The sequence below is a fragment of the Agrobacterium sp. SORGH_AS 787 genome, from assembly GCF_030819035.1.
Lineage (GTDB): Bacteria > Pseudomonadota > Alphaproteobacteria > Rhizobiales > Rhizobiaceae > Agrobacterium > Agrobacterium larrymoorei_B.
In genome coordinates this window covers 2,454,952-2,481,803 of the sequence record NZ_JAUTBG010000002.1, presented here as the reverse complement: position 1 = coordinate 2,481,803, position 26,852 = coordinate 2,454,952, and the positions used below count along the sequence as shown (strand labels likewise).

The following is a 26,852-nucleotide window of genomic DNA, read 5'->3' as shown; positions in this document are numbered from 1 at the left end:
ATGGCACTCCTTTTTAGGAGTGGTGTTGTCCCGCAATTTCAAGGCAATTTCCAGTGCAAACTTTCTCGTTTCTTCGCCGTCAGGACAGAAGCCAGACGACATGGCTCGCGACAACGAGGAAGGCTATGATCATCGCCAGCAACCGACCACGACCCGGATCAGCGTTCGTGTTGCTGTCAGCGCCAACAATGCTTCAGCAGAGAGACTTTTCGTCGGTCTTTTCGCCCATCATGAGCTTCTGTTCCGTTTCGTCACAACGCGCTTTCCCAATCCTGTCTATGGTTCGCGGCTCCGCTATACGCATCGCGGATTTGAGATCAGGTGGGTGGATCGTCCAGTCGTTTCGCCTTATATGGACGCAAAACGCCGTTCTTCGAAAGTGCCGACGCGTTATGTCGCACGGGAAGATAGGCTGGTAATCCGGGATTGGCTGATACTATGACGATGATTTCTCGACGCACGGATGGCACGTCGCATTACGCGCGGGGAAAAGTCTTCGCCGTTGCCCCGATGATCGACTGGACGGATACGCGTTGCCGTTTCCTGCATCGCCAGCTCTCACAGCATGCGCTTCTCTACACGGAGATGATCGTTGCCGACGCGATCATCCATGGCAAACGTGACAAGCTCCTTGAGTATCATCCTCAAGAACATCCTGTGGCGCTGCAACTTGGCGGTTCGGATCCCGGCAAGCTCGCCGAGGCTGTGAGGATTGCCGCCGACTATGGGTATGACGAGATCAATCTCAATGTGGGCTGTCCTTCGGACCGTGTTCAGTCGGGTACATTCGGCGCGTGCCTGATGCGCGAGCCTGAAACCGTTGCGGCCTGCGTCGAGGCGATGAAGGCCGTGGCGAATGTGCCGGTCACCGTGAAGTGCCGTATTGGTGTGGATGATCAGGAGCCGGAAGCCGTGCTCCCGGATTTCATCGCGCGCATGGTTGCTTCAGGCGCAGACGCTGTCTGGATTCACGCCCGCAAGGCCTGGCTTCAGGGGCTGTCGCCCAAAGAAAATCGCGAAGTGCCGCCGCTCGATTATCAGCTCGCTTATCGAATGAAGCAGGATTTTCCTGATCTCTTCATCGGCATCAATGGCGGCATTACCGATCTGGATCAGGCGGAAGAGCATCTGAAACATATGGATGGGGTAATGCTGGGGCGGGCCGCCTACCACAACACCTCGATCCTTGCGGATGTCGATCATCGGATCTATGGCGAGCCTCCCCGCGATCTCGACCCGATTGTCTTGCGCGACGCGATGATGGCCTACGCGGACGATTATGCTGCCAAGGGCGGCCGCCTGAACCACGTGACCCGCCATATGGTCGGTCTTTTCCAGGGACTTCCGGGCGCGCGGCGTTTCCGGCAAATCCTGTCCAGCGATGCGACAAAGCCGGGTGCCGGCTCCGAGGTCATTGCTGCTGCCTTCGACGCGATCGACTTCGAGCGAGCGCAGGCGGCAGCCGACGCATAATCTCAAGCGAGGTCAGACGAGGGTTTGCAGCAACTGCGCGCCGTTCGGCGCGTTGACCTTACCACCGGTAATGAAGAAGGCGAAAACATCGCGCGGCGTCTTCTCGGCTTTTCTGTCGGGCGCGATCATCGGGAGGTCGTCGGGCGCGCCACCAGCCGCATAGGTCTTGAGGCGCTCGCTCCACGCCTTCACATCCTTCTCGGGATAGCAGGTCTCGATATCGTCCTCACCCTTTTGCAGGCGGCAATAGACGAAGTCGGCCGTCACATCCGGCAGCATCGGATAATCGTGATGATCGGCGCAGACGATAGCGACATTGTGTTTGGCCAGCAACTCGATGAATTCCGGTACCTGGAAGCTGTCGTTGCGCACCTCAACAACATGTTGCAATTTCAACCCGTCCTGCTTTTCCGGCAACAAGGCCAGGAAGGCGGCGAAGTCATCCGGCTCGAATTTTTTCGTCGGCGCAAATTGCCAGAGGATCGGGCCGAGATGATCGCCAAGTTCGGTTAGCCCTTGAGTGAGGAACTTCGTCATCGATTCCTGGGCTTCGGCCAGAACCTTTCGGTTGGTGACGAAACGGCTGGCCTTTAGCGAGAAAATGAAACCCTCCGGCACTTCGGATGCCCATTTGGCGAAGGTCGCGGGTTTCTGGCTGCCGTAATAGGTGCCGTTCACCTCGATCGCCTTCAATTTGGAGCTCGCATATTCCAGCTGGCGTTTCTTGGTCAGCTTCTCGGGATAGAACGTGCCTTCCCAAGGGTCGAAGGTCCAGCCGCCAATACCAGCGCGGATCGTTCCCGACTTGCTCATCCGTCTCTCCCCATCAAAGCGCAGTTGTTATGCGAGGGGCGGATCACTCCGCCGCCTGTATATTTTTTTCCGGATGGCGCTCCAGCAACTCTTTCAAGAATTGGCCGGTGTAGGAGCGCTTCTCTTTGACGATCTGTTCCGGCGTGCCGGCAGCCACGACCTCACCACCGCCGGTGCCGCCTTCAGGCCCGATGTCGATGATGTAGTCAGCCGTCTTGATCACCTCGAGATTGTGCTCGATCACGACGACAGAGTTACCCTGATTGACCAGTTCATGCAGCATTTCCAGCAGCTTCTTCACGTCGTGGAAGTGCAGGCCGGTCGTCGGCTCGTCGAGAATATAGAGCGTTCTACCGGTGGAGCGCTTGGACAGCTCCTTGGCGAGCTTGACGCGTTGGGCTTCACCGCCTGACAAGGTGTTGGCCTGCTGACCGACCTTGATATAGCCGAGACCGACATCGAAGAGCGATTGCAGCTTGTCACGCACGGCAGGAACGGCGGCGAAGAACTCGACGCCTTCCTCCACTGTCATGTCCAGCACATCGGCAATCGATTTGCCCTTGAAGGTCACGTCCAGTGTTTCGCGGTTGTAGCGCTTGCCGTGGCAGACATCGCAGGTGACGTAAACGTCCGGCAGGAAGTGCATCTCGATCTTGATGACGCCATCGCCCTGGCACGCTTCGCAACGCCCGCCCTTGACGTTGAAGGAGAAGCGGCCCGGCGCGTAGCCACGGGCTTTCGCCTCTGGCAGACCGGCGAACCAGTCACGGATCGGCGTAAAGGCGCCCGTATAGGTGGCCGGGTTGGAGCGTGGCGTGCGACCGATCGGCGACTGGTCGATATCGATGACCTTGTCGATGAACTCGAAGCCGTCGATACGGTCGTGTTCGGCCGGAATTTCGCGCGCGCCCATGACACGGCGTGCGGCGGACTTGTAGAGCGTTTCGATCAGGAATGTGGACTTGCCGCCACCCGATACGCCGGTAACCGCTGTGAAGACGCCGAGCGGTATGGAGGCCGTGACGTTCTTCAGATTGTTGCCGCGCGCGCCAACGACCTTGATCTCCTTGCCCTTCTTCGGTTTGCGACGTTCGGCAGGAACGGGGACGCCCATTTCGCCGGAGAGATACTTGCCCGTCAGCGAGTTCGGGTTGGCCATCACCTCCTGCGGCGTACCCTCGGCAATGACCTGGCCGCCATGGATGCCGGCAGCGGGGCCGATGTCGACCACGTAGTCAGCCGTCAGAATGGCATCCTCATCATGTTCGACAACGATGACGGTATTGCCGATATCGCGAAGATGCTTGAGTGTTTCCAAGAGACGAGCATTATCGCGCTGGTGCAGGCCGATGGAGGGTTCGTCCAGAACGTAAAGAACGCCGGTCAGGCCGGAGCCGATCTGCGATGCAAGCCTAATACGCTGGCTCTCACCGCCAGACAGCGTGCCGGAATTTCGCGACAGGCTGAGATAATCGAGCCCGACATCATTGAGGAAGCGCAGGCGCTCGCGGATTTCTTTCAAGATCCGAACGGCGATTTCGTTCTGCTTGGCGTTCAGCTTTTCCGGCAGGCCTTCGAACCAGTCACGCGCGACCTTGATCGACATTTCTGTGACTTCGCCGATATGCAGCTTGTTGATCTTGACGGCGAGCGCTTCGGGTTTCAGGCGATAACCGGCGCAGGCCGGGCAGGGGGCTGCCGACATATAACGCTCGATTTCTTCGCGTGCCCAGGCGCTATCGGTTTCCTTCCAGCGGCGTTCGAGATTGGGAACGATGCCTTCGAAATTCTTCACTGTTTTGTAGGAGCGCGCACCGTCCTGATACTGGAACTCGATCTTCTCGTCGGTGCCTTTCAGGATCGCTTTTTTGGCGGCATCCGTCAGGTCGCTCCAGCGGCTCGAAAGCTTGAAGCCAAAGGCTTTGCCGAGTGCTTCCAGCGTCTGGTTGTAATAAGGCGATGAAGACTTGGCCCACGGCGCAATAGCGCCATCCTTTAAGGTGCGGGCAGGCTCCGGCACGATCAGCGCCTCATCCACCTTCTGCTGCGAGCCAAGGCCGTCGCAGGTCGGGCAGGCGCCGAAGGGATTGTTGAAGGAGAAAAGGCGCGGCTCGATTTCCGGAATGGTAAAGCCGGAAACGGGGCAGGCAAATTTTTCGGAAAATAGCACGCGTTCATGTGTCTCGTTCAGAGACTTGTTGGCGGAACCGCCAGCGGATGTTTCTTCCGCAGGCAACGGCTTGTCAGCAAATTCCGCCACAGCCAGGCCGTCTGCCAGTTTCAGGCAGGTCTCAAGGCTGTCTGCCAGTCGCGCAGCCATATCCGGTCGCACCACGGCGCGATCCACCACCACATCGATATCGTGCTTGTATTTCTTGTCGAGGGCAGGAACGTCGGCAATCTCGTAGAACTGACCGTCTACCTTGACGCGCTGGAAGCCCTTCTTCATCAGCTCAGCGAGTTCTTTTTTGTACTCGCCCTTACGGCCACGCACGATGGGCGCAAGAATATAGAGACGCGTGCCCTCCTCGAAGGCGAGGATGCGGTCCACCATCTGGCTCACCGTCTGGCTCTCGATCGGCAGACCGGTCACGGGCGAATAGGGAACGCCGACGCGAGCGAAGAGAAGGCGCATATAGTCGTAGATTTCCGTCACCGTACCGACCGTCGAGCGCGGGTTGCGCGAGGTCGTTTTTTGCTCGATGGAAATCGCCGGCGACAGACCTTCGATCTGGTCCACATCCGGCTTCTGCATCATTTCCAGAAACTGGCGCGCATAGGCCGAAAGGCTCTCCACATAGCGCCGCTGTCCCTCGGCATAGATGGTGTCGAAAGCCAGCGACGACTTGCCGGAACCGGACAGGCCCGTCATGACGATCAGCTTATTGCGCGGCAGATCAAGGTCGATGCCCTTGAGGTTATGCTCGCGCGCGCCGCGGATGGAAATCGTCTTCAATTCACTCATGGCAAGGCTCTGGATTTCAGGTGTTTGGACGGATCGGTTCTTATGTCATCATCTGGAACGGCGTGTCGAGGCGATTGACGTTCCGGTATGGTCTTGCCCGGCGCGTTCTCGCCTGGGAATGCTTCTGGATCTGCTTGACTCACTCACCACGCCTTAATAGAACAAAAAAGGAACATATTGCAACCGTGTCCGTTGGCAAGAACATTCCTTGTGGATTGTCGTTCCATTCGCTGCCCATCGCGGCGAGGGATGGTCTATGGTGCGCGGGACTTTTGAACAGGAAAAATGCCGTTCATGACGTTCGGCAGACAGGAAGATAAATATGGCTGGCAGCGTAAACAAGGTTATTCTGGTCGGAAATGTCGGCGCAGATCCAGAAATTCGCCGCACGCAGGATGGCCGTCCGATCGCCAATCTGCGCATCGCGACCTCCGAAAGCTGGCGTGACCGTAATTCCGGCGAGCGCAAGGAAAAGACCGAATGGCACACTGTCGTCGTCTTTAACGAAGGCCTTTGCAAAGTCGTTGAGCAATACGTCAAGAAGGGCGCCAAACTCTACATCGAAGGCGCACTGCAGACGCGCAAGTGGCAGGACCAGAACGGCAATGACCGTTACTCGACGGAAATCGTCCTCCAGGGCTTCAACTCGACATTGACCATGCTTGACGGTCGCGGCGAAGGTGGCGGTGGTGGCCGTGGCGGAGATTTCGGCGGCGGTGGCGATTATGCCGGCGGCGGCTCCTATGGTGGCGGCAGCAGCGGCGGTTACGACCAGCAGCCTTCGCGTGGCGGTGCATCGCGTGGCGGTCAGTCGTCTGGAGGCAACTTCTCCAACGATTTGGATGACGATATCCCGTTTTGATGACGGCGGTTGAGGCACGCGTTGTTTTGCGCTCTTATGCCGACTGATAGGACGACATGAAGGGGTGGCGGTTATGCTGCCCCTTCTTTCTTTAGGCCATTGGGGGAGAGGTGGAAGGCAGACCAGACCAGACATCACCATCGCCGCAACCTGCATGGCGGATCATCCGGCTTTTACGGCATTCTGGATGCTGGGTTCCCTCGTCGCGTCTATCCTTGGCGGTCGCACGGAAAGCGGCTTCGAGTTGAACGGCCTGTCGGCCATCGTCTTCTTCGCCTCCATTATCGCCTCCTTCGTCGTCTTCAACAAACATCTCGGAGGCACGATCTCGAACCGGTTGCTGAAGGCGAAGCGGTGAGCGTGTTCTTTCCTGTAAATTCCGTGCGCGCTTGATCAGGCCCGATCACCGAGCGGCGACTTTTATGGGAGTCATCAGGAATGCATCTTGGCTCCCTTGCAAATCTTGTCGACGATCTTCTTGTCGGACCGTAAAGCAAGGCCGACGAGCTTTGCAGTGTCCGGTGCGAACTTTGCAAAGACCTCTCGATTGGCGGCGTCGTGACCGGTCGCGAACATCTCTTCGATGTAGGCTGATGCCGTGACATCCCGCTCCAACGTTCGCCGATGGATTGTTCTTAGCGTCTCCTGATCAGCGGTCAGAACCACGATTGGCTGGATCGACATCGGATTGTAGACATTATCCGCGGCATCCCGATATGGTTCGCCGATGATCGCGGGCGATTGAGCGATTATGCCGCTTGTCAGAAAAGCGGTGACGTTAAGCTTTTGCCACGTTGCAAGGTCATCGCGGATGATGATCGCGATTTTGGTGTCGAACATGTCTTACTCCTTTGAAGGTATCGAGGACATCGAGCAACTAGCGGTCCAGCGGGCGCTGGGTCTTGAACGTTCGTGCGTGGATTTTCAGCCGGGCGTGCGCGTCGTTGCGGAAAGTAGAGGGATCGAGCGGACCGAGGTGCGGTTCCACGGCAATGGGTTTACACCGCATCGACACGACACTTATGCATTGGGGCTGACCCTGCATGGCGTGCAAACCTTTCGCTATCGTGGCGTCGAGCGGTTCAGCATGCCCGGAAACGTGATCGTGCTGCATCCAGATGAGATCCATGACGGGGCTGCTGGAACGGATGCAGGGCTGATCTATCGTATGGTCTACATGCCGCCTGAGTTGATCGGCGCCATCGACGGTTACTCCCGTTCGTTGCCATTCGTGCCGGATCCTGTTGTCGCCAACGCCGAGTTGTCGGGTGCGCTTGCCTACATTCTGTCTGATCTCGATCACGAGCCGGATGATCTTGCCAAGGACGATGCAATCCAGCGGATCGCAACGATTCTGTCTTACGAAGCAGGAGAGCCTCGCAAGCGCGTTACCAAGGTCGCGCAATCGGCCGTCTTGCAGGCGCGGGACTTTCTTCTCAGTCACAGCGACGAGCCGGTGCGATCCGCCACGCTCGAGGCGATCACCGGGCTGGACCGCTATGCTTTGGCGCGGCATTTCAGGCAGGTATTCGGCACCAGCCCGCACCGCTATCTCGTCATGCGCCGACTGGCCCGGTCGAAGCAATTGCTGTTGGCGGGAGGCAGCTTGGCAGGCGCGGCAGTCGAAGCAGGCTTTGCGGACCAAGCTCATCTCACGCGGCATTTTCGCGATGCCTTTGGTATCACGCCTGGACGGTGGTTGGCGTTACAGGACGGTAGGCCCTGAAAGCGTTTCACCGCATTTGGGATTTTCCCGCCAAGAACGCTGAGCCAAGCGCGATTGCTCCCAGAATTACCGATCCCCAGAACAACGCGCGCGGCGTTCCGTCATAGCATTGGCCTATGAGCGAGCCGAGCAAGGTCGCACCCAATTGCTGGATCGCTCCGAATGCCGATGCGGCCGTACCGGCGATTTTTCCTAGATTCATCATTGAGAGGGCTCCAAGCGTTGCGTCTGCCCATGTGAACATCGCCATCATCGCGGTGATGATAAGAAGGAGCAGCCAGAACGGCAGGAGGTTAAGATAAAGCATAATCAACGCCACACCGGCGAAAGCGATGTGGGTTGTGAGCGCGGTGATGCCTACAGCCTGCGCGCCGAACGAGGGGATCAGGCGCGAACAAGCGAAGGCTGCAATTGACTGGACGACTGCTGTACCCGCCATCGCAAGCGCGAAGTGACCTCCCAGCCCGTAAGCTTGACCATAAAGCGGTTGGGCAGTTGCGATGAAGCCGTAAAGTGTGCCGAGCAGCAGCATAGCTGCTATGCCATATCCAATCGCGCTGCGGTCTCCGGCAATAATAGCCAGCCCGGCCCAGACCGAGCCGAAGCTTAGCGGTCGCCTATTCGCCGGGGCGAGCGTCTCCGGCAATCTCCACCATGTCCAGACCAGTATCACAAGCCCAAGTACCGCCATCGTAAAAAAGACGCCGCGCCAACCGCTGACCATCAAAATGACTTGGCCCATCAGCGGCGCGAGAGTGGGCATGATAAGGAACACCATCAAGACGAGCGACATGGCTTTCGCCATCTCGTTTCCAGAATAGCGATCTCGCAAGATGGCCTGGGACAGGCGAGTCGTGCCAGCTCCCGCTCATTGAATGAACCGAAGAACAAGCATCATTTCCATGCTTTGGGCAAAGGGCGCGAGGAGCGAGGCGCCCACGAATACGAGAAGCCCACATAGGATAGGTGGGCGACGGCCATAACGATCTGCAACCGGGCCGACGACAAAGGATGAGATTGCCGCCCCAAGGAGGAATGCGCCAACGGTTAATTGCGCAAGATTGGACGATGAGGCCGCCAATGCCAGGCCGATATCGGGCAGAGCAGGGAGCATGATATCGAGGGAAATCGAGCTAAGCCCCATAAGGGCTGCAACGAGAAGGACGAGTTCGCTTCGTCCGAGGTCAGTGATTCTAGATAATTCGTGCACCCACCGGTAACGACATGACCGTCCAGATCAACCCCGGAACGTGCGGTCGTTACCCGCCCAACATTGCACAAGAAAAGCGGATGGGCAATTAGCGACGCCTTTGATGAGGTGAAGAGTGCGCGTGGCCACGCTGCCCAGGAGGAGACGTTCGCCGAAAACACGGTCAACGGATGGTTAAGCAAATGCGGCTATTGTGATTCCAGTAGCGCGTTTGAAGGCTGTTTTCAGAGTATGTGGACGAAGCATCATAAGAAAAGACGGTTCGGCCGTCTCGTTGTTCCAGCGATCACGGTCGCCTTTCTTTCCTATTTCGGCTATCATTCCATTCATGGCGATTTTGGGCTGGAAGCCATGGAGCGGCTGGAACGCCAGCGCATTGCCAGAACGGCTGAGCGGGACAAGATCGTCAAGACCCGGGTGGCGCTGGAGCGTCAGGTGGAGTTGATGAGCGATGGGTCGCTTGAGCGGGATATGATCGACGAGATTTCGCGTTATCAGTTGAACATGTCGAAACCGGACGAAATCGTCATCATGAACGGATATATGTGATTAACCTAATTTCGGTTAATCATGGAATTTATTTTTAAATACAGTCGTTTACTTAGAATATGTGCCATGCGTTTATGGCATTGCTGTGGCGACCTTTCTTGCATATGTTACGCGCCGATCCAACCATTCTAATTCAACTAGGGAGGGATGAATGGCGCCGCGCAAAAACGCGTCTGTATCCGGCCGCAAGACAACGGCAAAGACGCCTGCCAAGGAATTCACCGGCAAGAACGCCCCGGATTTCGGCAAGGACGAAGAACTCCACGCGTATCGCGAGATGCTGCTCATCCGTCGCTTCGAGGAAAAGGCGGGCCAGCTTTATGGCATGGGCTTCATCGGCGGTTTCTGTCACCTCTACATCGGGCAGGAAGCCGTTGTCGTTGGCATGCAGATGTCGCAGAAGGAAGGCGATCAGGTTATTACCGCCTATCGTGACCACGGCCATATGCTGGCTGCCGGCATGAGCCCACGCGGTGTTATGGCGGAACTGACCGGACGTCGCGGCGGCCTTTCCAAGGGTAAGGGCGGCTCGATGCATATGTTCTCCAAGGAGAAGCATTTTTACGGCGGCCACGGCATCGTCGGTGCGCAGGTTTCGCTCGGTACCGGTCTGGCCTTCGCCAACAAGTATCGCGGCAACGACAATGTGTCGGTGACCTACTTCGGTGACGGTGCGGCCAACCAGGGTCAGGTCTATGAGAGCTTCAACATGGCTGCTCTCTGGAAACTGCCAATCATCTACATCGTCGAAAACAACCGCTACGCCATGGGCACCTCGACCAGCCGTGCCACGGCGCAGTCGAACTATTCGCTTCGCGGTTCCGGCTTCGGCATCCCGGGCGTTCAGGTGGACGGCATGGACGTTCGCGCCGTCAAGGCTGCTGCGGACGAAGCTCTCGAGCATTGCCGCTCCGGCAAGGGTCCGATCATTCTGGAAATGCTGACTTATCGCTATCGCGGTCACTCCATGTCCGACCCGGCCAAGTATCGTTCCAAGGACGAAGTGCAGAAGATGCGCTCCGAGCATGACCCGATCGAGCAGGTCAAGGCGCGGCTCATGGAGCAGGGCTGGGCGAGCGAAGACGAGTTGAAGGCGATCGACAAGGATGTCCGTGACATCGTGGCCGACAGCGCCGACTTTGCCCAGAACGATCCAGAGCCGGATGTATCCGAGCTTTACACCGACATTCTGCTCTGATCGGGAAAGGGAAAACAATGCCAGTAGAAATTCTTATGCCCGCCCTTTCCCCCACCATGGAGGAAGGCACGCTTTCCAAGTGGTTGAAGAAAGAGGGTGACAAGGTCACCTCCGGCGACGTGATCGCGGAAATCGAAACCGACAAGGCAACGATGGAAGTCGAAGCCGTGGACGAAGGCGTCATCGGCAAGATCCTGATCGATGCCGGTACCGAAAACGTCAAGGTGAATACGGCAATTGCCGTTCTCCTTCAGGAAGGCGAAAGCGCAGACGACCTGTCGTCTTCCGCCGCACCGAAGAAGGAAGAGCCGAAGGCCGAAGCCGCAGGCTCCGGTTCTGATGCCGCCGGCGGCAAGGCCCGCGAAGCCAGCGAAGAACCATCCGCTTCGAAAGAGACGGCGAAGGCCCCGGCTGCACCGAAGATTGAAGTTGCTGCCGATCCGGATATTCCGGAAGGCACCGAGTTCGTCAGCCAGACCGTGCGCGAAGCGCTTCGCGATGCCATGGCCGAAGAAATGCGCTCGGACGAAAACGTCTTCGTCATGGGCGAAGAGGTTGCCGAATACCAAGGCGCCTACAAGATCACCCAGGGTCTCCTGCAGGAATTCGGCGCCAAGCGCGTCATCGATACGCCGATCACCGAGCACGGCTTTGCCGGTATCGGTGTCGGCGCTGCCATGACCGGCCTGAAGCCGATCGTCGAATTCATGACCTTCAACTTCGCCATGCAGGCGATCGACCAGATCGTCAACTCTGCCGCGAAGACGCTCTATATGTCTGGTGGTCAGATGGGCGCACCGATGGTGTTCCGTGGTCCGTCGGGCGCTGCTGCCCGCGTGGCTGCTCAGCACTCGCAGTGCTATGCCGCATGGTACAGCCACATCCCAGGCCTCAAGGTCGTCATGCCCTACACGGCAGCCGACGCGAAGGGGCTTTTGAAGGCGGCGATCCGCGATCCAAACCCGGTTATCTTCCTCGAGAACGAAATCCTTTACGGTCAGAGCTTCGACGTGCCGAAGCTGGATGATTTCGTCCTGCCGATCGGCAAGGCGCGCATTCACCGCAAGGGCAAGGATGCGACCATCGTTTCCTTCGGTATCGGCATGACCTATGCGGTCAAGGCTGTCGCCGAACTGGAAAAGGAAGGCATCGATGTCGAGCTGATCGACCTTCGTACCATCCGCCCGATGGATCTTCCGACGGTGATCGAATCCGTCAAGAAGACCGGCCGTCTGGTCACTGTCGAAGAAGGCTTCCCGCAGTCATCTGTCGGTGACTTCATCTCCAACCAGGTTCAGCGCGCTGCTTTCGATTATCTCGACGCTCCGATCCTGACCATTGCCGGTAAGGACGTTCCAATGCCTTACGCTGCAAACCTGGAGAAGCTGGCTTTGCCGAACGTTGACGAAGTCATCCAGGCTGTCAAAGCCGTCTGCTACAAGTAAGGGGAGGGCGTTTCGATGCCTATCAACATCACCATGCCTGCCCTTTCTCCGACGATGGAAGAGGGCAATCTGGCCAAGTGGCTGGTCAAGGAAGGCGACAAGGTTGCTCCCGGCGACGTGATTGCCGAAATCGAAACCGACAAGGCGACCATGGAAGTGGAAGCCGTGGACGAGGGCACGGTCGCCAAGATCGTGGTTCCAGCCGGCACGGAAGCGGTCAAGGTCAATGCCTTGATCGCCATCCTTGCAGGCGAAGGCGAAGACGTGGCTGACGCGGCAAAGGGTGGCGATGCCGCTCCTGCCAAGTCTGAGGCGAAGGCTGAAGCTCCCAAGCAGGAAGTCAAGGCCGAGGCGCCGAAGGAAGCGAAGTCTGAAGCGGCTCCCAAGGCTGACAAGCCGGTTGCCGATCAGGCGGCTGCTGCTTCCACGCCAGCACCTGTTTCCAAGTCCGGCGAGCGTCTCTTCGCTTCGCCACTGGCACGCCGCATGGCGAAGGATGCCGGTCTTGATCTGTCTGCTGTGTCCGGCTCCGGCCCGCATGGCCGCATCGTCAAGTCGGACGTCGAAAAGGCTGTCGCGTCCGGTGGCGCGAAGGCAGCAACCGCCGCAGCACCGGCACCTGCATCGTCTGCCGCTCCGGCTCCGGCCGCTGCCAAGGGTCCGTCTGATGACAGCGTTCTCAAGCTGTTTGCCGAAGGCTCCTACGAGCTTCTGCCACATGACGGTATGCGCAAGACCATTGCTTCGCGCCTGACCGAGTCGACCCAGACGGTTCCGTCCTACACGGTGTCGATGGAATGCGAACTCGATGCAATGCTGAAGCTTCGTGCCGAGATCAACGCCTCCGCACCGGTGAAGAAGACCGAGAAGGGCGAGGTTCCGGCCTTCAAGCTCTCCGTCAACGACTTCATCATCAAGGCTATGGCGCTTGCATTGCGTGATGTTCCGATGGCGAATGCTTCCTGGACATCGACCGCTCGTGTTCTTCACAAGCACGCCGATGTCGGTGTGGCTGTGTCGATCCCGGATGGCCTGATCACGCCGATCGTCCGCAAGGCCGAGGAGAAGTCGCTGTCGGCCATCTCCAACGAGGTAAAGGATCTCGCCAAGCGCGCTCGCGACAAGAAGCTGAAGCCTGAAGAATACCAGGGCGGCACGACATCCGTGTCCAACCTCGGCATGTTTGGCGTTTCGTCCTTCACGTCGATCGTCAACCTGCCGCAGGCTTCGATCGTCTCTATCGGCGCTGGCGTCGAGAAGCCGGTCGTTCGCGGCGGTAAGATCGAAGTCGGTACGGTAATGACGGCGACCTTCGCCTTCGATCACCGCGTCATCGATGGTGCGCTCGGCGCGGAACTCGCTTCCGCCTTCAAGCGCTACATCGAAAGCCCGATGTCGATGCTGGTCTGATAAAATGGTCGAGCCGGATGCTGATGCAGCCTTCGGCTCTTCTCCTTCTGGAGGCGGATGTGACGAAGACCGTTCTTTGCTATGGCGACAGCCTGACATGGGGATATGACGCCGAAAATCTTGGACGTCATGCCTTTGAAGATCGCTGGCCGAGCGTGCTGCAAAAGGCGCTGGGTGGCGACGTCAATGTCATCGCCGAAGGCTTGAACGGGCGTACCACCGCTTATGACGATCATCTGGCAGATTGCGACCGCAATGGTGCGACGCTGCTTCCGACGATCCTTCATAGCCATGGGCCACTCGATCTCGTCATCATCATGCTCGGCACCAACGATCTGAAGCGTGGTATCGGTGCAGGTTCTGCAGTGGGAGCAGTCAAGGGCGTGGAGCGGCTGGTCAGTCTTATCCGGCATCATGCCTGGTCCTTTGACGATCACGACGAGCCGGAAATTCTGATCGTTTCGCCGCCGCATATTTGCGAAACGGCAAACGAGATGTTCGCCGCCATGTATGCGGGTGCCATCGAGCAGTCGACGATGATGGGTTCGCTCTATCGCGATCTGGCGGATGACAAGGGCTGCGCCTTCTTCGATGCGGCTTCCGTTGCGGTGACGACACCGCTCGATGGCGTTCATTTGGACGCCGAAAACACGCGTGCGCTGGGACGTGGGCTGGAGCCTGTGGTGCGCATGCTGGTTGGAATTTGATGTGAATTCGATTGACGCAGCGGCGCAGAAGTCGCCGTCAAAGAGATAAAGGCAGGACATAGAATGGCTCAATCCTACGACGTTATCGTCATTGGCTCCGGTCCAGGTGGTTATATTGCCGCCATTCGCGCAGCTCAGCTGGGCATGAAGGTTGCCGTCGTCGAGCGTGAACATCTCGCGGGCATCTGCTCAAATTGGGGCTGCATTCCGACCAAGGCATTGCTGCGCACGGCCGACGTGATGCACACGGCCACCCATGCGAAGGATTACGGCCTGACGCTGGAAGGCTCGATCAAGCCGGACGTCAAGGCGATCGTCGCCCGCTCTCGCGGCATTGCTGCCCGTATGAATAATGGTGTCGGCTTCCTGTTCAAGAAGAACAAGGTCGATATCATCTGGGGCGAAGCCAAGATCACCAAGCCGGGTGAGATCGTCGTCGGCAAGTCGACCAAGCCTGTGGTTCAGCCGCAGGGCCCCGTGCCGAAGAACACGCTGGGCGAGGGAACTTACACCGCAAAGCATATCATCGTGGCCACCGGTGCCCGTCCGCGCGCGCTGCCCGGCATCGAGCCGGATGGCAAGCTGATCTGGACGTACTTCGAGGCGATGAAGCCGGAAGAATTGCCGAAGTCGCTGCTGGTCATGGGTTCGGGCGCTATCGGCATCGAATTTGCAAGCTTCTATCGTACGATGGGCGTTGATGTCACCGTTGTCGAAATCATGAGCCAAGTGATGCCGGTCGAGGATGCGGAGATTTCCGCTTTCGCGAAAAAGCAGCTTGAGAAGCAGGGCATCAAGATTCACCTCGAGGCAAAGGTGGCGAAGGTTGAAAAGGGTGCAAACTCGATTACGGCCACTGTCGAGATGAAGAACGGCTCGTCGGAGAAGATCACGGCGGATCGGATGATTTCTGCCGTTGGTGTCCAAGCCAACATCGAGAATATCGGCCTTGAAGCTGCTGGCGTGAAGACCGAGCGCGGATTCATCGTCATTGATGGCTATGGCAAGACCAATGTTCCGGGCATTTACGCCATCGGCGATGTTGCTGGAGGTCCGCTTCTCGCACACAAGGCCGAGCACGAAGCCGTTATTTGCGTCGAGAAAATTGCTGGTTTGCCGAATGTTCATCCGATGGACAAGAGCAAGATCCCGGGCTGCACCTATTGCAATCCGCAGGTCGCATCCGTCGGTCTGACGGAAGCCAAGGCGAAAGAGCAGGGTCGCGAGATCCGCGTGGGTCGCTTCTCCTTTGCTGCCAATGGCAAGGCTGTGGCGCTTGGTGAAGATCAGGGCATGGTCAAGACCATCTTCGACAAGAAGACGGGTGAATTGATCGGCGCGCATATGGTGGGTGCGGAAGTAACCGAACTCATTCAGGGCTTTGTCGTGGCGATGAATCTGGAGACGACGGAAGAAGAGTTGATGCACACCATCTTCCCGCATCCCACTCTGTCGGAGTCGATGAAAGAAAGCGTGCTGGACGCTTACGGCCGTGTGTTGAACGCTTGATAAATTCCCTCGTCGCTCCCACTCTCTGAGGGAGCGACATCAAGGGAGAGCGATCATGTCGATTGTTACGGAAGCCTGGATTGTTTTTCTGCTGATCGGCCTTGTGGCCGGTTTTCTCGCCAGCCTTATCGTTGGCGGTGGCGGGTTGATTGGATGCCTTTTGAGCGGCGTCATTGGCGCTTTTGTCGGTGGCTATTTGTTCAATGCTCTCGGCATCTCGCTTGGTATTGAGAATGCGCTGGTGGTGCAGATCATTCATGCGACGGTGGGCGCGATTATCGTGACGTTGATTGCAAGGCTGATCGCTTAGCGAAGCTCAGGTGACGTGGTGGGTTAAAGAAAGGGATCACGGATGGAAAGTGTAGGCTGGATAGCGGCCATCATCATCGGCGGCCTTGCGGGCTGGCTCGCGGGCAAGCTCATGGACATGCGCTTCGGCATCTTCATGAATATCGTTCTCGGCATTGTCGGCTCTGTGGTGGCAGTGGCGGTGTTGCGCACATTCGATGTCTTTGTTCAAGACAGCCGTCTCGGCTACTTCGTCACGTCTTTCCTGGGCGCAAGCCTTCTGTTATTCCTCGCCAAGCTCGTCAGGCGTTAGAGCCGCTTAGAAGCGGTAGAAGCAGGTTTCTTATGGTCACTATTCTCGACAGGATGTCCCAGCCGGAAGAGAAGCGCATCCGCCATCCCGAGAAGGCACACAAGCCCGACACGGAAGTGGCGCGCAAGCCGGAATGGATCCGCGTCAAGGCGCCCACGTCCAAGGGCTACCACGAGACGCGCGAGCTTGTGCGCAGCCACAAGCTGGTGACGGTGTGCGAAGAGGCCGGCTGTCCAAATATCGGCGAATGCTGGGAAAAGAAGCACGCGACCTTCATGATCATGGGCGAGATCTGCACGCGCGCCTGCGCCTTCTGCAATGTCTCGACCGGTAAGCCCAACCCGCTTGATCTGAATGAACCGGAAAATGTTGCCAAGGCCGTCAAGCAGATGGGCCTCAGCCATGTCGTCATTACCTCGGTCGACCGCGACGATCTCGCTGACGGTGGTGCCGAGCATTTCGAAAAGGTGATCTGGGCAATCCGCGCCGCGTCCCCCAACACGACCATCGAAATCCTGACGCCAGACTTCCTCAAGAAGCCCGGTGCGCTGGAGCGTGTTGTTGCCGCCAAGCCCGACGTCTTCAACCACAACATGGAAACGGTGCCCGGCAACTATCTGACCGTCCGTCCCGGTGCTCGCTATTTCCACTCCGTACGCCTGCTGCAGCGCGTGAAGGAACTGGACCCCACCATGTTCACCAAGTCCGGCATCATGGTTGGCCTTGGCGAAGAGCGAAACGAAGTGTTGCAGTTGATGGACGATCTGCGCAGCGCCGATGTCGACTTCCTGACCATCGGTCAGTATCTGCAGCCGACGCGCAAGCACCACAAGGTCGAGCGCTTCGTGACCCCGGAAGAGTTCAAGTCCTATGAAACGGTCGCCTACACCAAGGGCTTCCTGATGGTGTCATCCAGCCCGTTGACCCGCTCGTCGCACCATGCCGGCGATGACTTCGAACGCCTGCGGGCCAATCGCGAGAAGAAGCTTCTGGCTGCTGCGGAGTAGTTGGAAACCGTAATCGGTCGGCAGTTCTGGGCTCATCTTATGAGGTGGGCTCAGGTTAGACCGTGGGGACTTTTGTCATCGGCGGATCAAGTTCGAAATCTTTCCAGATCGTCAGTACTTGTCCTCGACCTGCATCAGGGGTACGGGCGAGCTAGAAATTGGTTGACCCATGCGGTGGCCGGATGATCATGTGTGGTTCTCGAAAACACGTTTCGATGTGGAGTCCATGCTTGAAACTGAAAGATTGATCCTTCGCCAAGCCCGCCGAGCGGACATCCCGGAACTTTTTGAATTCCTCGGAGACCCGGTAGCAATGCAGCACACCCACAGCGATAGAACGCTTAGGGAGTGCCAGCGGAGAGTGATGGTCCACGAATGGCGAAGACGGCGTGATGGCTGTGCGCCGTGGGTGGTGATACGACGTGAAGACCGACGCATTATTGGATGGGGTGGATTGTATGAGGATCCATTCGATCCTGGTTGGGATTTTGAAGTTGGGTACTACTTCCGACCAGAAGTTTGGGGGAAGGGTTACGCTTCTGAGCTTGTCAACGCGGCGTTGAGCTGCGCAGATGATCAGCTTAAGCTACCCGAGGTTTGGGCAATGGCCCACCCGGATAATGGCGGTTCTAGAAGAGTTTTAGAGAAGGCTGGTTTTGAATTTATGCGCCACCTCCATGATCGAAATCGGCTTTTGTTTCGTAGGCTGCGCCCAGTAGCTGTGTCTTGACAGCGAATGGCGGATCAAGCATCCGAAAAAGCCCCTCGACTCTGCGTCGAGCGGACTTAAGCCAATTGTTCAGGTAGCGCAGCCATTGTTGAAGCAAGCTGCCCCATCCCGAGACCTTGATCAGATATCAAGGTTTTCCGCAAAGGCGGCTCTGTCCTGAATAAAGCGGAAGCGGGCGTCCGCCTTTGTACCCATCAGGTTATCGACAGCTTCACGCGTTCCTTCGAAATCCACATCGTCGATTTCCACGCGCAGCAGCGTACGCTTGGAGGGATCCATCGTGGTTTCCTTCAGCTGCGCGGGCAGCATTTCGCCGAGGCCTTTGAAGCGGCTGATTTCGATCTTGCCGCGGCCCTTGAACTCGGTTTCCATCAGCTCCGCCCGGTGGACGTCGTCACGTGCATAGGCTGACTTCGAGCCCTGCGTGATCTTGTAGAGCGGCGGAACGGCGAGATAGAGATGACTGCCGCGAATGAGTTCCGGCATTTCCTGATAGAAGAAGGTGATCAGAAGCGACGCGATATGGGCGCCATCGACGTCCGCATCGGTCATGATGATGATGCGCTCGTAGCGCAAATCCTCATCGCGGTACTTAGTGCGCGTGCCGCAGCCAAGCGCCTGGATGAGATCGGCGATCTGCTGGTTGGCAGAGAGCTTTTCCCGGCTGGCGCTACCGACGTTCAGAATCTTACCGCGTAGTGGCAGGATGGCTTGGTTGGCGCGGTTGCGTGCCTGCTTTGCCGAGCCACCAGCTGAGTCACCCTCGACGATGAAGAGTTCGGCGCCTTCGGCGGTGTTCTGCGAGCAGTCGGCCAGCTTGCCGGGCAGGCGAAGCTTGCGCACGGCGGTCTTGCGGTTGACCTCTTTTTCCTTGCGGCGGCGCAGACGCTCCTCGCAACGCTCGATCACCCAATCCAAGAGCTTGGCGGCTTCGGCCGGATTGCCGGCGAGATAATGATCGAACGGATCGCGCAGCGCGTTTTCGACGATGCGTTGGGCTTCGACGGTTGCGAGCTTGTCCTTGGTCTGCCCAACGAATTCCGGCTCACGAATGAACACGGACAGCATGCCGACAGCCGAAATCATCACGTCATCTGTGGTGATTTCGCGGGCACGCTTGTTCTGCGTCAGTTCCGCGTAGCTCTTGAGACCCTTGGTCAGCGCGATGCGAAGACCGGCCTCATGGGTGCCGCCTTCCGGGGTGGGAATGGTGTTGCAATAGGAATGGATCTGGCTGTCGCCACCATACCAAGTGACGGCCCATTCCAGCGCGCCGTGACCGCCTGTCTTTTCCGTTCTCCCTGAGAAGATTTCGCGGGTGACGGTAAAGTCCTTGCCAAGCGTGGCCGAGAGATAGTCTTTCAAGCCGCCAGGGAAGTGGAAGACCGCCTTCTCCGGGATTTCACCACCTTCGGGTACCAGACCAGGATCGCAGCTCCAGCGGATTTCGACGCCGCCAAAGAGATAAGCCTTGGAACGCGCCATGCGGAAAATGCGTGCGGCCTCGAACTTGGCATGGTCGCCAAAGATCTGCGCATCGGGATGGAAGCGCACGCGCGTTCCGCGGCGGTTGTGAACATCGCCCAGTTCTTCCAGTGGTCCTTGCGGAATGCCGCGCGAAAAACGTTGGCGGTAAAGCTTGCGGTTACGCGCAACTTCCACTTCCAGCACATCGGAAAGCGCATTGACGACGGAGACGCCCACACCGTGCAGACCGCCGGACGTCTCATAGGCCTTGCCATCGAACTTGCCGCCGGCATGCAGCTTGGTCATGATGACTTCGAGCGTGGACTTGCCCGGTACCTGGGGATGGTTTTCGACAGGGATACCGCGACCGTTATCGCTGACGGTCAAAAAACCTTCGGCGTCGAGATGAACTTCGATAAAGTTGGCATGACCTGCGACCGCTTCGTCCATCGAGTTGTCGATGACTTCGGCGAAGAGATGGTGCAGGGCCTTCTCGTCGGTCCCGCCAATATACATGCCGGGACGCATGCGCACCGGCTCCAGACCTTCCAGAACGCGAATAGACGATGCGCCGTAGTCATCGCCCGACGAAGCGACAGGTGCGGGAGCCGTTTTCGGCTGTGCAACTGCCTTGGCAACTGGGGTTACAGCAGGTGCGGCTTCCCGCGGTTCTGCTTCAGCGCGGCTAGCTGCGGGAAGGCCGGAAAAAAGATCGTTGCTATCGTCCATAGGTCCAGTTCAATCAGATTTTGCCCGGATTTTGTCCATGCGAGCAGACAGGGTTCAGACACCGGTACAGGTGTCAGGCTACTCCAGCAGGGTACAAAGGGCTGACGTTCAACGCGAAGGATTGCGTTGTGGCAGCCCGGATGGCAAGACTTGTGGCGCAAATGAAACGGTTCCTCAAGGCATGTCCACAGCTCTTTTCACCTTTTGTACTCTTTTCTGCCTCTCTGTTGCAGCGATGCCCGCTCAAGCTCAGACCGGTGGCGGGCCGCTAAAACCTTTCAAGGATGATCTGTTCTCAAACCAGACAGTGCTGTCCACAGGGGATGGCGGTGCCTCTCAGGTGATCGACTACCAGGAAATGCGTGACATCAACGGGCGTGACGATACCCCGGAACGGCGGGTGAAGCGGCAATATGTCGATCTGGCGCCAAAGCGTGTGCAGGAGATGGAGACCGTTTCCGTCGCAGGACGGTCCATCGACGTGGGACGCGTCGGTCAGCCAAGCGGGCAGGCTTTCACCGTGATCTTCATCCATGGGCGGGGCGGCGACCGTAGGCTTGGAATGAACGACTATACCTTCGGCGGCAACTTCAATCGGCTGAAAAATCTCGCTGTCGAAAATGGCGGAACGTATTACGCGCCGAGCGTGAAAAGTTTCGATCAAAACGGCGTTGCGGATATAGCCGCGCTGATCTCGGACGCGAAGGCGAAATCAGGCGGCAAGCCCGTCATTCTCGCCTGTGCTTCGATGGGCAGCTTCATCTGCTACGGCGTTAGCCGCGATGCTGCTGCGGTCGCCAATCTCAAGGGTATGGCCCTTCTCGGTGGCGCGGTCGATCCTGATTTTCCAAAGAGTGCGTTCATCAAAGCGAAGAAGCCTGTCTGGTTCACCCATGGCAGCCAGGACAGTGTCTACTCGGCCGATCAGCAGGGCTCGACCTTTCGCGGATTGTTGAAGACGGGCGTGCCGACGCGCTTCACGCTCTATCAGAGCGGAACCCACGGCACGCCTGTCCGCATGACCGACTGGCGCGCAGTTCTCAATTGGATTTTGGCCCACTAGATCGAAAATCTCGTCATTCACGGTAGGTTTTGTACGAAATTCACCAATTTTCGAACCAAAACCTTGCTTTTTTGGGCGAATTCCTGTCGCTGTCTCTTTGAGAAGACACTGCCAACAGTAAACAGGAATGATCGCTCAATGACCCCTGATATTCGCCCGCTCGTCGCTGGAAACTGGAAGATGAACGGAACGCGTGCCTCGCTCGATCAGATCAAGGCGATGGCTGAAGGGGTGAAGGGTCCGCTTGCGGAAAAGGTTGAGGCGCTGATCTGCCCGCCTTCGACGCTTCTCTACGTGGCAACCGCGCTTTGCGATGACAGCCCTTTGAAAGTCGGTGCGCAGGATTGCCACCAGAACGCATTCGGCCCGCATACGGGCGATATCTCCGCAGAGATGATCGCCGACTGCTTCGGGACCCATGTCATCGTTGGTCATTCCGAGCGTCGCACCGACCATGCTGAAACAGACCATCTCGTGCGCGCTAAAGCGATTGCTGCTTATGAGGCCGACCTCATTGCCATCATCTGCATTGGCGAGACTGCGGGACAGCGCAAAGCCGGCCAGACGCTCGACGTCTTGAAGCGCCAGCTCGATGGTTCCTTGCCCGATGAGGCAAGGGCCGCCGATACGGTGATCGCCTATGAGCCTGTGTGGGCGATCGGCACAGGGCTGACGCCAACGGTTGATGACGTCCGCGAAGCGCACGCCTTTATGCGCGATGAGCTCGTCAAGCGCTTCGGCGCCGAGGGCAGGGGCATGCGCATTCTCTATGGGGGCTCGGTTAAGCCGTCTAACGCCCTGGAGCTCATGGCGATCGAGAATGTCGACGGTGCCCTCATCGGCGGCGCCAGCTTGAAAGCCTCCGACTTCCTGTCCATCTATGCAGCTTACGAGCAGTTGACGGCCTGACTTTTTCGGAAAAGCAGCCAGGCTTTCGGTTCCCGGGGGCTTGGAATACGCTGTCGCCTCATGTAAAGAGCCGCAAACTTCTTCATTGTGCTCCTGATGGGGCATGGAATGGATTGTCATGCAGAACGTACTGATTGTTATTCACCTCATGATCGTGCTGGCGCTTGTCGGCGTGGTCCTGATCCAGCGTTCCGAAGGCGGCGGCCTTGGTATTGGCGGCGGTTCGGGCTTTATGTCCGCTCGCGGTACTGCTAATGCGCTGACCCGCACGACGGGTATCCTCGCGGCTCTGTTCTTCGCGACATCCCTCGGCCTTGGTCTGCTGACCCGCTACGAATCGCGTCCAACAGACATCCTGGACCGCATTCCGGCACAACAGGGGCAAGGCAACGGCATTCTCGATACGCTTGGCCCGTCCTCGACGACGCCTTCCACGCCTTCGCAGGCTCCAGCGAATAATGGCGTGCCGTCCACAACGAATGGTGCGTCCAACCAGGCACCTGCAACGACGACCCCAGCCGCTCCGGCTGCAGGTGGCGCAGCTGCTCCAGCACCGGCGCAGCAGCAGGCTCCCACGAGCGACGGCGTTCCGACCGGCGGCTAAATCCGGTTGAAAGACTGACACTTCGGCAGGCAAGCGCATGAGCCTTTGTTGAAAGACAAGGACCATGCGCTGCCTTAGAGTTTTTCAGCGCGTTTTCGTGCCTTAGGCCGCCGCGTAAGGATCCCTGCCGGTTTTCTTTGTTTACGTTCCAGCCACGTCCCAACGCGTCATCAACAGATGATTTCGCGATCAATGAAATTGGGGCTGGCGGAATCATCTATTAAAAGGTAAGCGGTGACTCCCATGGCGCGATATGTATTCATCACAGGCGGCGTGGTATCCTCCCTTGGGAAGGGCATTGCGGCCGCGGCACTCGGAGCGTTGTTGCAATCCCGTGGATATCGGGTGCGGCTTCGCAAGCTCGACCCCTACCTCAATGTCGATCCCGGCACCATGAGCCCCACCCAGCACGGTGAGGTTTTCGTGACCGATGACGGCGCGGAGACGGATCTCGATCTTGGCCACTACGAACGCTTTACCGGGCGCTCCGCAACCAAGACCGACAACATCACCACGGGTCGTATTTACAAGAACATCATCGATAAGGAACGCCGCGGCGATTATCTCGGTGCGACGGTTCAGGTCATTCCGCATGTGACCAACGAGATCAAGGATTTCGTTACCGAAGGCAATGACGATTACGACTTCGTCATCTGCGAAATCGGCGGCACGGTCGGCGACATCGAGGCAATGCCCTTCATGGAAGCCATCCGACAGCTTGGCAACGATCTGCCACGCGGCACGGCGATTTATCTTCACCTGACATTGATGCCCTACATTCCCGCGGCTGGCGAGTTGAAGACGAAGCCCACCCAGCACTCAGTGAAAGAGTTGCAGGCGCTCGGTATTCACCCCGATATCCTCTTGGTTCGTGCCGATCGCGAAATTCCGGAGGCGGAACGTCGCAAGCTTTCACTGTTCTGCAACGTGCGTCAGTCCGCCGTTATCCAGGCGCTGGATGTTGCGAACATCTATGACGTACCGACGGCCTATCATAAGGAAGGCCTCGACAATGAAGTTCTGGCCGCCTTTGGTATCGAGCCTGCACCAAAGCCGCGTTTGGAGCAGTGGGAAGAGGTCTGCAATCGTATCCACACGCCGGAAGGCGAAGTCACGATTGCCATCGTCGGTAAATATACCGGCCTTAAAGACGCCTATAAGTCGCTGATCGAAGCACTGCATCACGGTGGCATTGCCAATCGCGTGAAGGTGAAGCTCGAATGGATCGAGTCGGAAATCTTCGAAAAGGAAGATCCCGCACCCTATCTCGAAAAGGTCAACGCTATCCTCGTTCCAGGTGGCTTCGGTGAGCGCGGTTCTGAAGGCAAGATCCGTGCGGCTCAGTTTGCCCGTGAACGTCAGGTTCCCTATTTCGGTATCTGCTTCGGCATGCAGATGGCTGTCGTCGAAGCCGCGCGCCATCTGGCGGGTATCGAGAAGGCATCGTCGACCGAGTTCGGTCCGACACAGGAACCTGTCGTCGGTCTCATGACCGAATGGGTCAAGGGCAATGAACTCGAGAAGCGCAACGCAAAGGGCGATCTCGGCGGCACGATGCGTCTTGGCGCCTACAAGGCAGCGCTCAAGAAGGATACCAAGATCGCTGACATCTATGGCTCGACCGACATTTCCGAGCGCCACCGCCACCGTTACGAGGTGAACGTGGAGTACAAGGATCGTCTGGAAAATTGCGGTCTGGTGTTCTCCGGTATGTCGCCGGATGGGCTTCTGCCGGAAACGGTGGAGTATCCGGATCACCCGTGGTTCATCGGCGTGCAGTATCATCCCGAACTCAAGAGCCGCCCACTCGATCCGCATCCGCTCTTTGCAAGCTTCATCGAAGCGGCATTGGTTCGGAGCCGTCTGGTTTGATAGACCGGATGTAAGGAAATAGAGATTGAAAGGCCGCAGCAATGCGGTCTTTTGTTTTTGGGGCGATGGAGTGCGTGATGTTGAAGCTGGACCATTTGGCGATTATCGCTCCGTCACTGGAGGCTGGAGCCGATTATGTGCGCGCTACGCTCGGCGTCGACATGCCGCAGGGTGGCAAGCACCCGCAGATGGGAACGCACAATCGTCTGCTGCGTCTCGGCGCGGATGTTTTTCTGGAAGTGATTGCTGTCGATCCGGAGGCCGAGCCGCCAAAGAGACGCCGCTGGTTTGGGCTTGATGATGCGGTCGCGGTTCAGGCAGCCTGGGATGAGGGGCGGCGGCTACGCGGTTGGGTGGCACGCACCAGCGACTTTGCAGGCGTCCTCGCCCGGCACGGCGATTTACTTGGACGTCAGGAGACGGTGTCGCGTGGAGATCGTGAGTGGCTGTTTGCGGTTGCCGATGATGGATCTCTGCCCTGTGGCGGTGTAGCGCCTTCGGTGATGGACTGGGGTGTGCGAGGAAACCCCGCGCCATCGATGCCGGATCTCGGCTTCCAGCTGAAGAATTTCCACATCCAGCATCCTGAGGCGGCTATGGTTGGAAAGCTTTATGCAGACCTCAAGATCATTGACCCTCCGAGTGTGATAGAAGGAGAGCATTTCCGCTACTACGCTGAGATAGACACTCCCAACGGCATTAAGCTCATCGGTTGATGTGGACCATACCTCTGGTGCACCTCTGTTTGTCATGTTCAAGAATCGCAAAAGTAGTTCCTAATATTAATATCACGTCAGAACAAAAATATGTGATTGGAGTTTACTGCTGAATTCGAACGCCAGCGCGCGAGATCAACAGCATGTTCACCAAACTCCTCCCGCTTTATACGCTCCCCGCGATCTATCTTGTCGGCGTAGTGCTAGCCTTGCATCCAGCCGTCGTGCACGCACAAGACCCATCTGCCGTCCCAGTCACGGTCTACAAGGCGAAGGTTGAAGAGATCGACAAGGTCATCAACGGTATCGGCACTGTGGATCCGTTGCAGAGCGTCACGGTAAGGCCGCGGATCGACGGTCAGGTGACGGCCATTCGCTTCTCCGAAGGCCAGATGGTCGAAAAAGGCAGCGTCCTGCTGACGCTGGATGATCGCGAACTTTCATCGGCACTCACTTCTGCGCAGGCAAAGAAGGCGCAAGACGAGGCGCAGTACAATAGTGCGAAGACTGAAGCACAGCGCTATGCATCGCTCGCCGAAAAGGGGGTCGCGTCGGCCTCCACCCTCGAACAGAAGAACGCGTTAAGCCAGCAATACGCGGCCGCCGTCCAATACGACGATGCGATGATCAAAAGCGCTGAGACCCAGCTCGGCTTTGCAACCGTGATCGCCCCGATCTCGGGGCGCACGGGTTTTAAGCAAGTCGATGTGGGAAGTGTGATCAGCGCAAGCTCTACCGATGGTATCGTGACGATCACACAGATGGATCCGATTGCCGTATCCTTTGTCGCGCCGGGTGACAGGTTCGGCGAGATCCGTCAGGCGCTCAGTGAAAAAATCGCGGCGGTCACCCTGATTACCACGGATGGAAGCCACGTCCTGGCAAAGGGCCAATTGACGACAATGGATAACTCGGTCGACGCCTCCAACGGCTCCATCCATCTCAAGGCGATCTTCGACAACGGCAACGGCGCTCTTTGGCCCGGGCTACCGGTCGCGACGACGCTCACAGTCGAGCACAAGAGCGGTGTGGTCGTTCCCGACAAGGCTCTGGCAAGAGGGCGTGACGGGCTCTACGCCTATGTCGTCTCTAAAGATAACAAGGTGGAAAAACGCAACGTGAAGACGGCCTTCGTGACCGATGCAAGAGCGCTGGTGACAGACGGTATCAAAGAAGGCGAAGAGGTTGTCATGGATGGCCAGTCGCGGATCGGCAACGGCGCGATTGTCAGCGCCACACCCTGGACCGGATCGCCGACGGGTGAACTCGCCGAGAAGGCGAACTGAC

Annotated in this window: 25 protein-coding genes and 1 pseudogene; 21 read left to right on the top strand and 5 right to left on the bottom strand. The window is 57.9% G+C overall.

What is annotated here, in order from left to right; all coding sequences use genetic code 11:
* Positions 1-100: 100 nt before the first annotated feature.
* Positions 101-442, top strand: coding sequence for a hypothetical protein (locus QE435_RS21295; protein WP_349042582.1), 342 nt, complete (start codon positions 101-103; stop codon positions 440-442).
* A gap of 2 nt (positions 443-444) precedes the next feature.
* A complete protein-coding gene (gene dusA / locus QE435_RS21290) occupies positions 445-1,473 on the top strand; it encodes a tRNA dihydrouridine(20/20a) synthase DusA (RefSeq protein ID WP_349042926.1) in 1,029 nt (342 codons plus the stop codon).
* A gap of 12 nt (positions 1,474-1,485) precedes the next feature.
* On the opposite strand, the gene QE435_RS21285 is transcribed toward dusA, so the two are convergent.
* A complete protein-coding gene (locus tag QE435_RS21285) occupies positions 1,486-2,286 on the bottom strand; it encodes a DUF72 domain-containing protein (protein ID WP_349042581.1) in 801 nt (266 codons plus the stop codon).
* A gap of 43 nt (positions 2,287-2,329) precedes the next feature.
* Positions 2,330-5,251, bottom strand: coding sequence for an excinuclease ABC subunit UvrA (gene uvrA / locus QE435_RS21280; protein WP_306932987.1), 2,922 nt, complete (start codon positions 5,249-5,251; stop codon positions 2,330-2,332).
* Between the two features lie 322 nt (positions 5,252-5,573).
* On the opposite strand from uvrA, the gene QE435_RS21275 reads away from it, so the two are divergent.
* Positions 5,574-6,113 (top strand): single-stranded DNA-binding protein, encoded by a 540-nt coding sequence (locus QE435_RS21275; RefSeq protein ID WP_349042580.1) that lies wholly within the window; start codon positions 5,574-5,576, stop codon positions 6,111-6,113.
* Between the two features lie 73 nt (positions 6,114-6,186).
* Positions 6,187-6,471: a hypothetical protein gene (locus tag QE435_RS21270; protein ID WP_349042579.1), complete on the top strand. Its 285-nt coding sequence runs from the start codon at positions 6,187-6,189 to the stop codon at positions 6,469-6,471.
* Between the two features lie 74 nt (positions 6,472-6,545).
* On the opposite strand, the gene QE435_RS21265 is transcribed toward QE435_RS21270, so the two are convergent.
* Positions 6,546-6,953, bottom strand: coding sequence for a DUF2000 family protein (locus QE435_RS21265; protein ID WP_349042578.1), 408 nt, complete (start codon positions 6,951-6,953; stop codon positions 6,546-6,548).
* On the opposite strand from QE435_RS21265, the gene QE435_RS21260 reads away from it, so the two are divergent.
* Positions 6,952-7,839: an AraC family transcriptional regulator gene (locus QE435_RS21260; RefSeq protein WP_349042577.1), complete on the top strand. Its 888-nt coding sequence runs from the start codon at positions 6,952-6,954 to the stop codon at positions 7,837-7,839. The two genes, QE435_RS21265 and QE435_RS21260, sit on opposite strands and share 2 nt — an antisense overlap.
* Before the next feature lie 7 nt (positions 7,840-7,846).
* Here the strand turns inward: QE435_RS21260 and QE435_RS21255 are convergent.
* A pseudogene (locus QE435_RS21255) lies at positions 7,847-8,983 on the bottom strand (MFS transporter).
* Between the two features lie 297 nt (positions 8,984-9,280).
* Between QE435_RS21255 and QE435_RS21250 the strand changes: the two are divergent.
* The 10 genes from QE435_RS21250 to QE435_RS21205 all read left to right on the top strand — a co-directional run bounded on the left by QE435_RS21250 (position 9,281) and on the right by QE435_RS21205 (position 18,205).
* On the top strand, positions 9,281-9,598 hold the full coding sequence (locus tag QE435_RS21250) for a septum formation initiator family protein (RefSeq protein WP_062427380.1): 318 nt from the start codon (positions 9,281-9,283) through the stop codon (positions 9,596-9,598).
* A gap of 151 nt (positions 9,599-9,749) precedes the next feature.
* Positions 9,750-10,796 carry a pyruvate dehydrogenase (acetyl-transferring) E1 component subunit alpha gene (gene pdhA / locus QE435_RS21245; RefSeq protein WP_062427379.1) on the top strand — a complete coding sequence of 349 codons (1,047 nt, stop codon included), beginning with the start codon at positions 9,750-9,752 and terminating at the stop codon, positions 10,794-10,796.
* 17 nt (positions 10,797-10,813) lie between these two features.
* A complete protein-coding gene (locus tag QE435_RS21240) occupies positions 10,814-12,241 on the top strand; it encodes a pyruvate dehydrogenase complex E1 component subunit beta (protein WP_349042576.1) in 1,428 nt (475 codons plus the stop codon).
* Positions 12,242-12,256: 15 nt separating this feature from the next.
* A complete protein-coding gene (locus tag QE435_RS21235) occupies positions 12,257-13,651 on the top strand; it encodes a pyruvate dehydrogenase complex dihydrolipoamide acetyltransferase (RefSeq protein WP_349042575.1) in 1,395 nt (464 codons plus the stop codon).
* A gap of 59 nt (positions 13,652-13,710) precedes the next feature.
* A complete protein-coding gene (locus QE435_RS21230; protein WP_349042925.1) occupies positions 13,711-14,358 on the top strand; it encodes an SGNH/GDSL hydrolase family protein in 648 nt (215 codons plus the stop codon).
* Positions 14,359-14,421: 63 nt separating this feature from the next.
* Positions 14,422-15,867 (top strand): dihydrolipoyl dehydrogenase, encoded by a 1,446-nt coding sequence (gene lpdA, locus QE435_RS21225; protein ID WP_349042574.1) that lies wholly within the window; start codon positions 14,422-14,424, stop codon positions 15,865-15,867.
* Between the two features lie 55 nt (positions 15,868-15,922).
* Positions 15,923-16,177: a GlsB/YeaQ/YmgE family stress response membrane protein gene (locus QE435_RS21220; protein WP_306932970.1), complete on the top strand. Its 255-nt coding sequence runs from the start codon at positions 15,923-15,925 to the stop codon at positions 16,175-16,177.
* Between the two features lie 42 nt (positions 16,178-16,219).
* Positions 16,220-16,468 (top strand): GlsB/YeaQ/YmgE family stress response membrane protein, encoded by a 249-nt coding sequence (locus QE435_RS21215; protein WP_042619429.1) that lies wholly within the window; start codon positions 16,220-16,222, stop codon positions 16,466-16,468.
* Positions 16,469-16,500: 32 nt separating this feature from the next.
* Positions 16,501-17,475 carry a lipoyl synthase gene (gene lipA / locus QE435_RS21210; protein ID WP_062427372.1) on the top strand — a complete coding sequence of 325 codons (975 nt, stop codon included), beginning with the start codon at positions 16,501-16,503 and terminating at the stop codon, positions 17,473-17,475.
* A gap of 169 nt (positions 17,476-17,644) precedes the next feature.
* Positions 17,645-18,205: a GNAT family N-acetyltransferase gene (locus QE435_RS21205; RefSeq protein ID WP_349042573.1), complete on the top strand. Its 561-nt coding sequence runs from the start codon at positions 17,645-17,647 to the stop codon at positions 18,203-18,205.
* A gap of 120 nt (positions 18,206-18,325) precedes the next feature.
* Here the strand turns inward: QE435_RS21205 and parE are convergent, their stop codons facing one another.
* The gene (parE, locus tag QE435_RS21200) at positions 18,326-20,401 is read right to left on the bottom strand and encodes a DNA topoisomerase IV subunit B (RefSeq protein WP_349042572.1); all 2,076 of its coding nucleotides are present in this window, start codon (positions 20,399-20,401) and stop codon (positions 18,326-18,328) included.
* Positions 20,402-20,582: 181 nt separating this feature from the next.
* Between parE and QE435_RS21195 the strand changes: the two genes are divergently transcribed.
* From QE435_RS21195 to QE435_RS21170, 6 genes are all read left to right on the top strand, one after another.
* The gene (locus QE435_RS21195; protein ID WP_349042571.1) at positions 20,583-21,464 is read left to right on the top strand and encodes an alpha/beta hydrolase; all 882 of its coding nucleotides are present in this window, start codon (positions 20,583-20,585) and stop codon (positions 21,462-21,464) included.
* A gap of 138 nt (positions 21,465-21,602) precedes the next feature.
* Positions 21,603-22,373 carry a triose-phosphate isomerase gene (gene tpiA, locus QE435_RS21190; RefSeq protein ID WP_309771096.1) on the top strand — a complete coding sequence of 257 codons (771 nt, stop codon included), beginning with the start codon at positions 21,603-21,605 and terminating at the stop codon, positions 22,371-22,373.
* A 118-nt stretch (positions 22,374-22,491) separates the two neighbouring features.
* Positions 22,492-22,977: a preprotein translocase subunit SecG gene (gene secG / locus QE435_RS21185; protein WP_306932956.1), complete on the top strand. Its 486-nt coding sequence runs from the start codon at positions 22,492-22,494 to the stop codon at positions 22,975-22,977.
* Between the two features lie 243 nt (positions 22,978-23,220).
* Entirely contained in the window at positions 23,221-24,849 is a 1,629-nt protein-coding gene (locus tag QE435_RS21180) for a CTP synthase (protein WP_306932954.1), read from the top strand.
* A gap of 77 nt (positions 24,850-24,926) precedes the next feature.
* Positions 24,927-25,565: a VOC family protein gene (locus QE435_RS21175; protein WP_349042570.1), complete on the top strand. Its 639-nt coding sequence runs from the start codon at positions 24,927-24,929 to the stop codon at positions 25,563-25,565.
* 143 nt (positions 25,566-25,708) lie between these two features.
* Positions 25,709-26,851 carry an efflux RND transporter periplasmic adaptor subunit gene (locus tag QE435_RS21170; RefSeq protein ID WP_349042569.1) on the top strand — a complete coding sequence of 381 codons (1,143 nt, stop codon included), beginning with the start codon at positions 25,709-25,711 and terminating at the stop codon, positions 26,849-26,851.
* Position 26,852 lies beyond the last annotated feature (1 nt).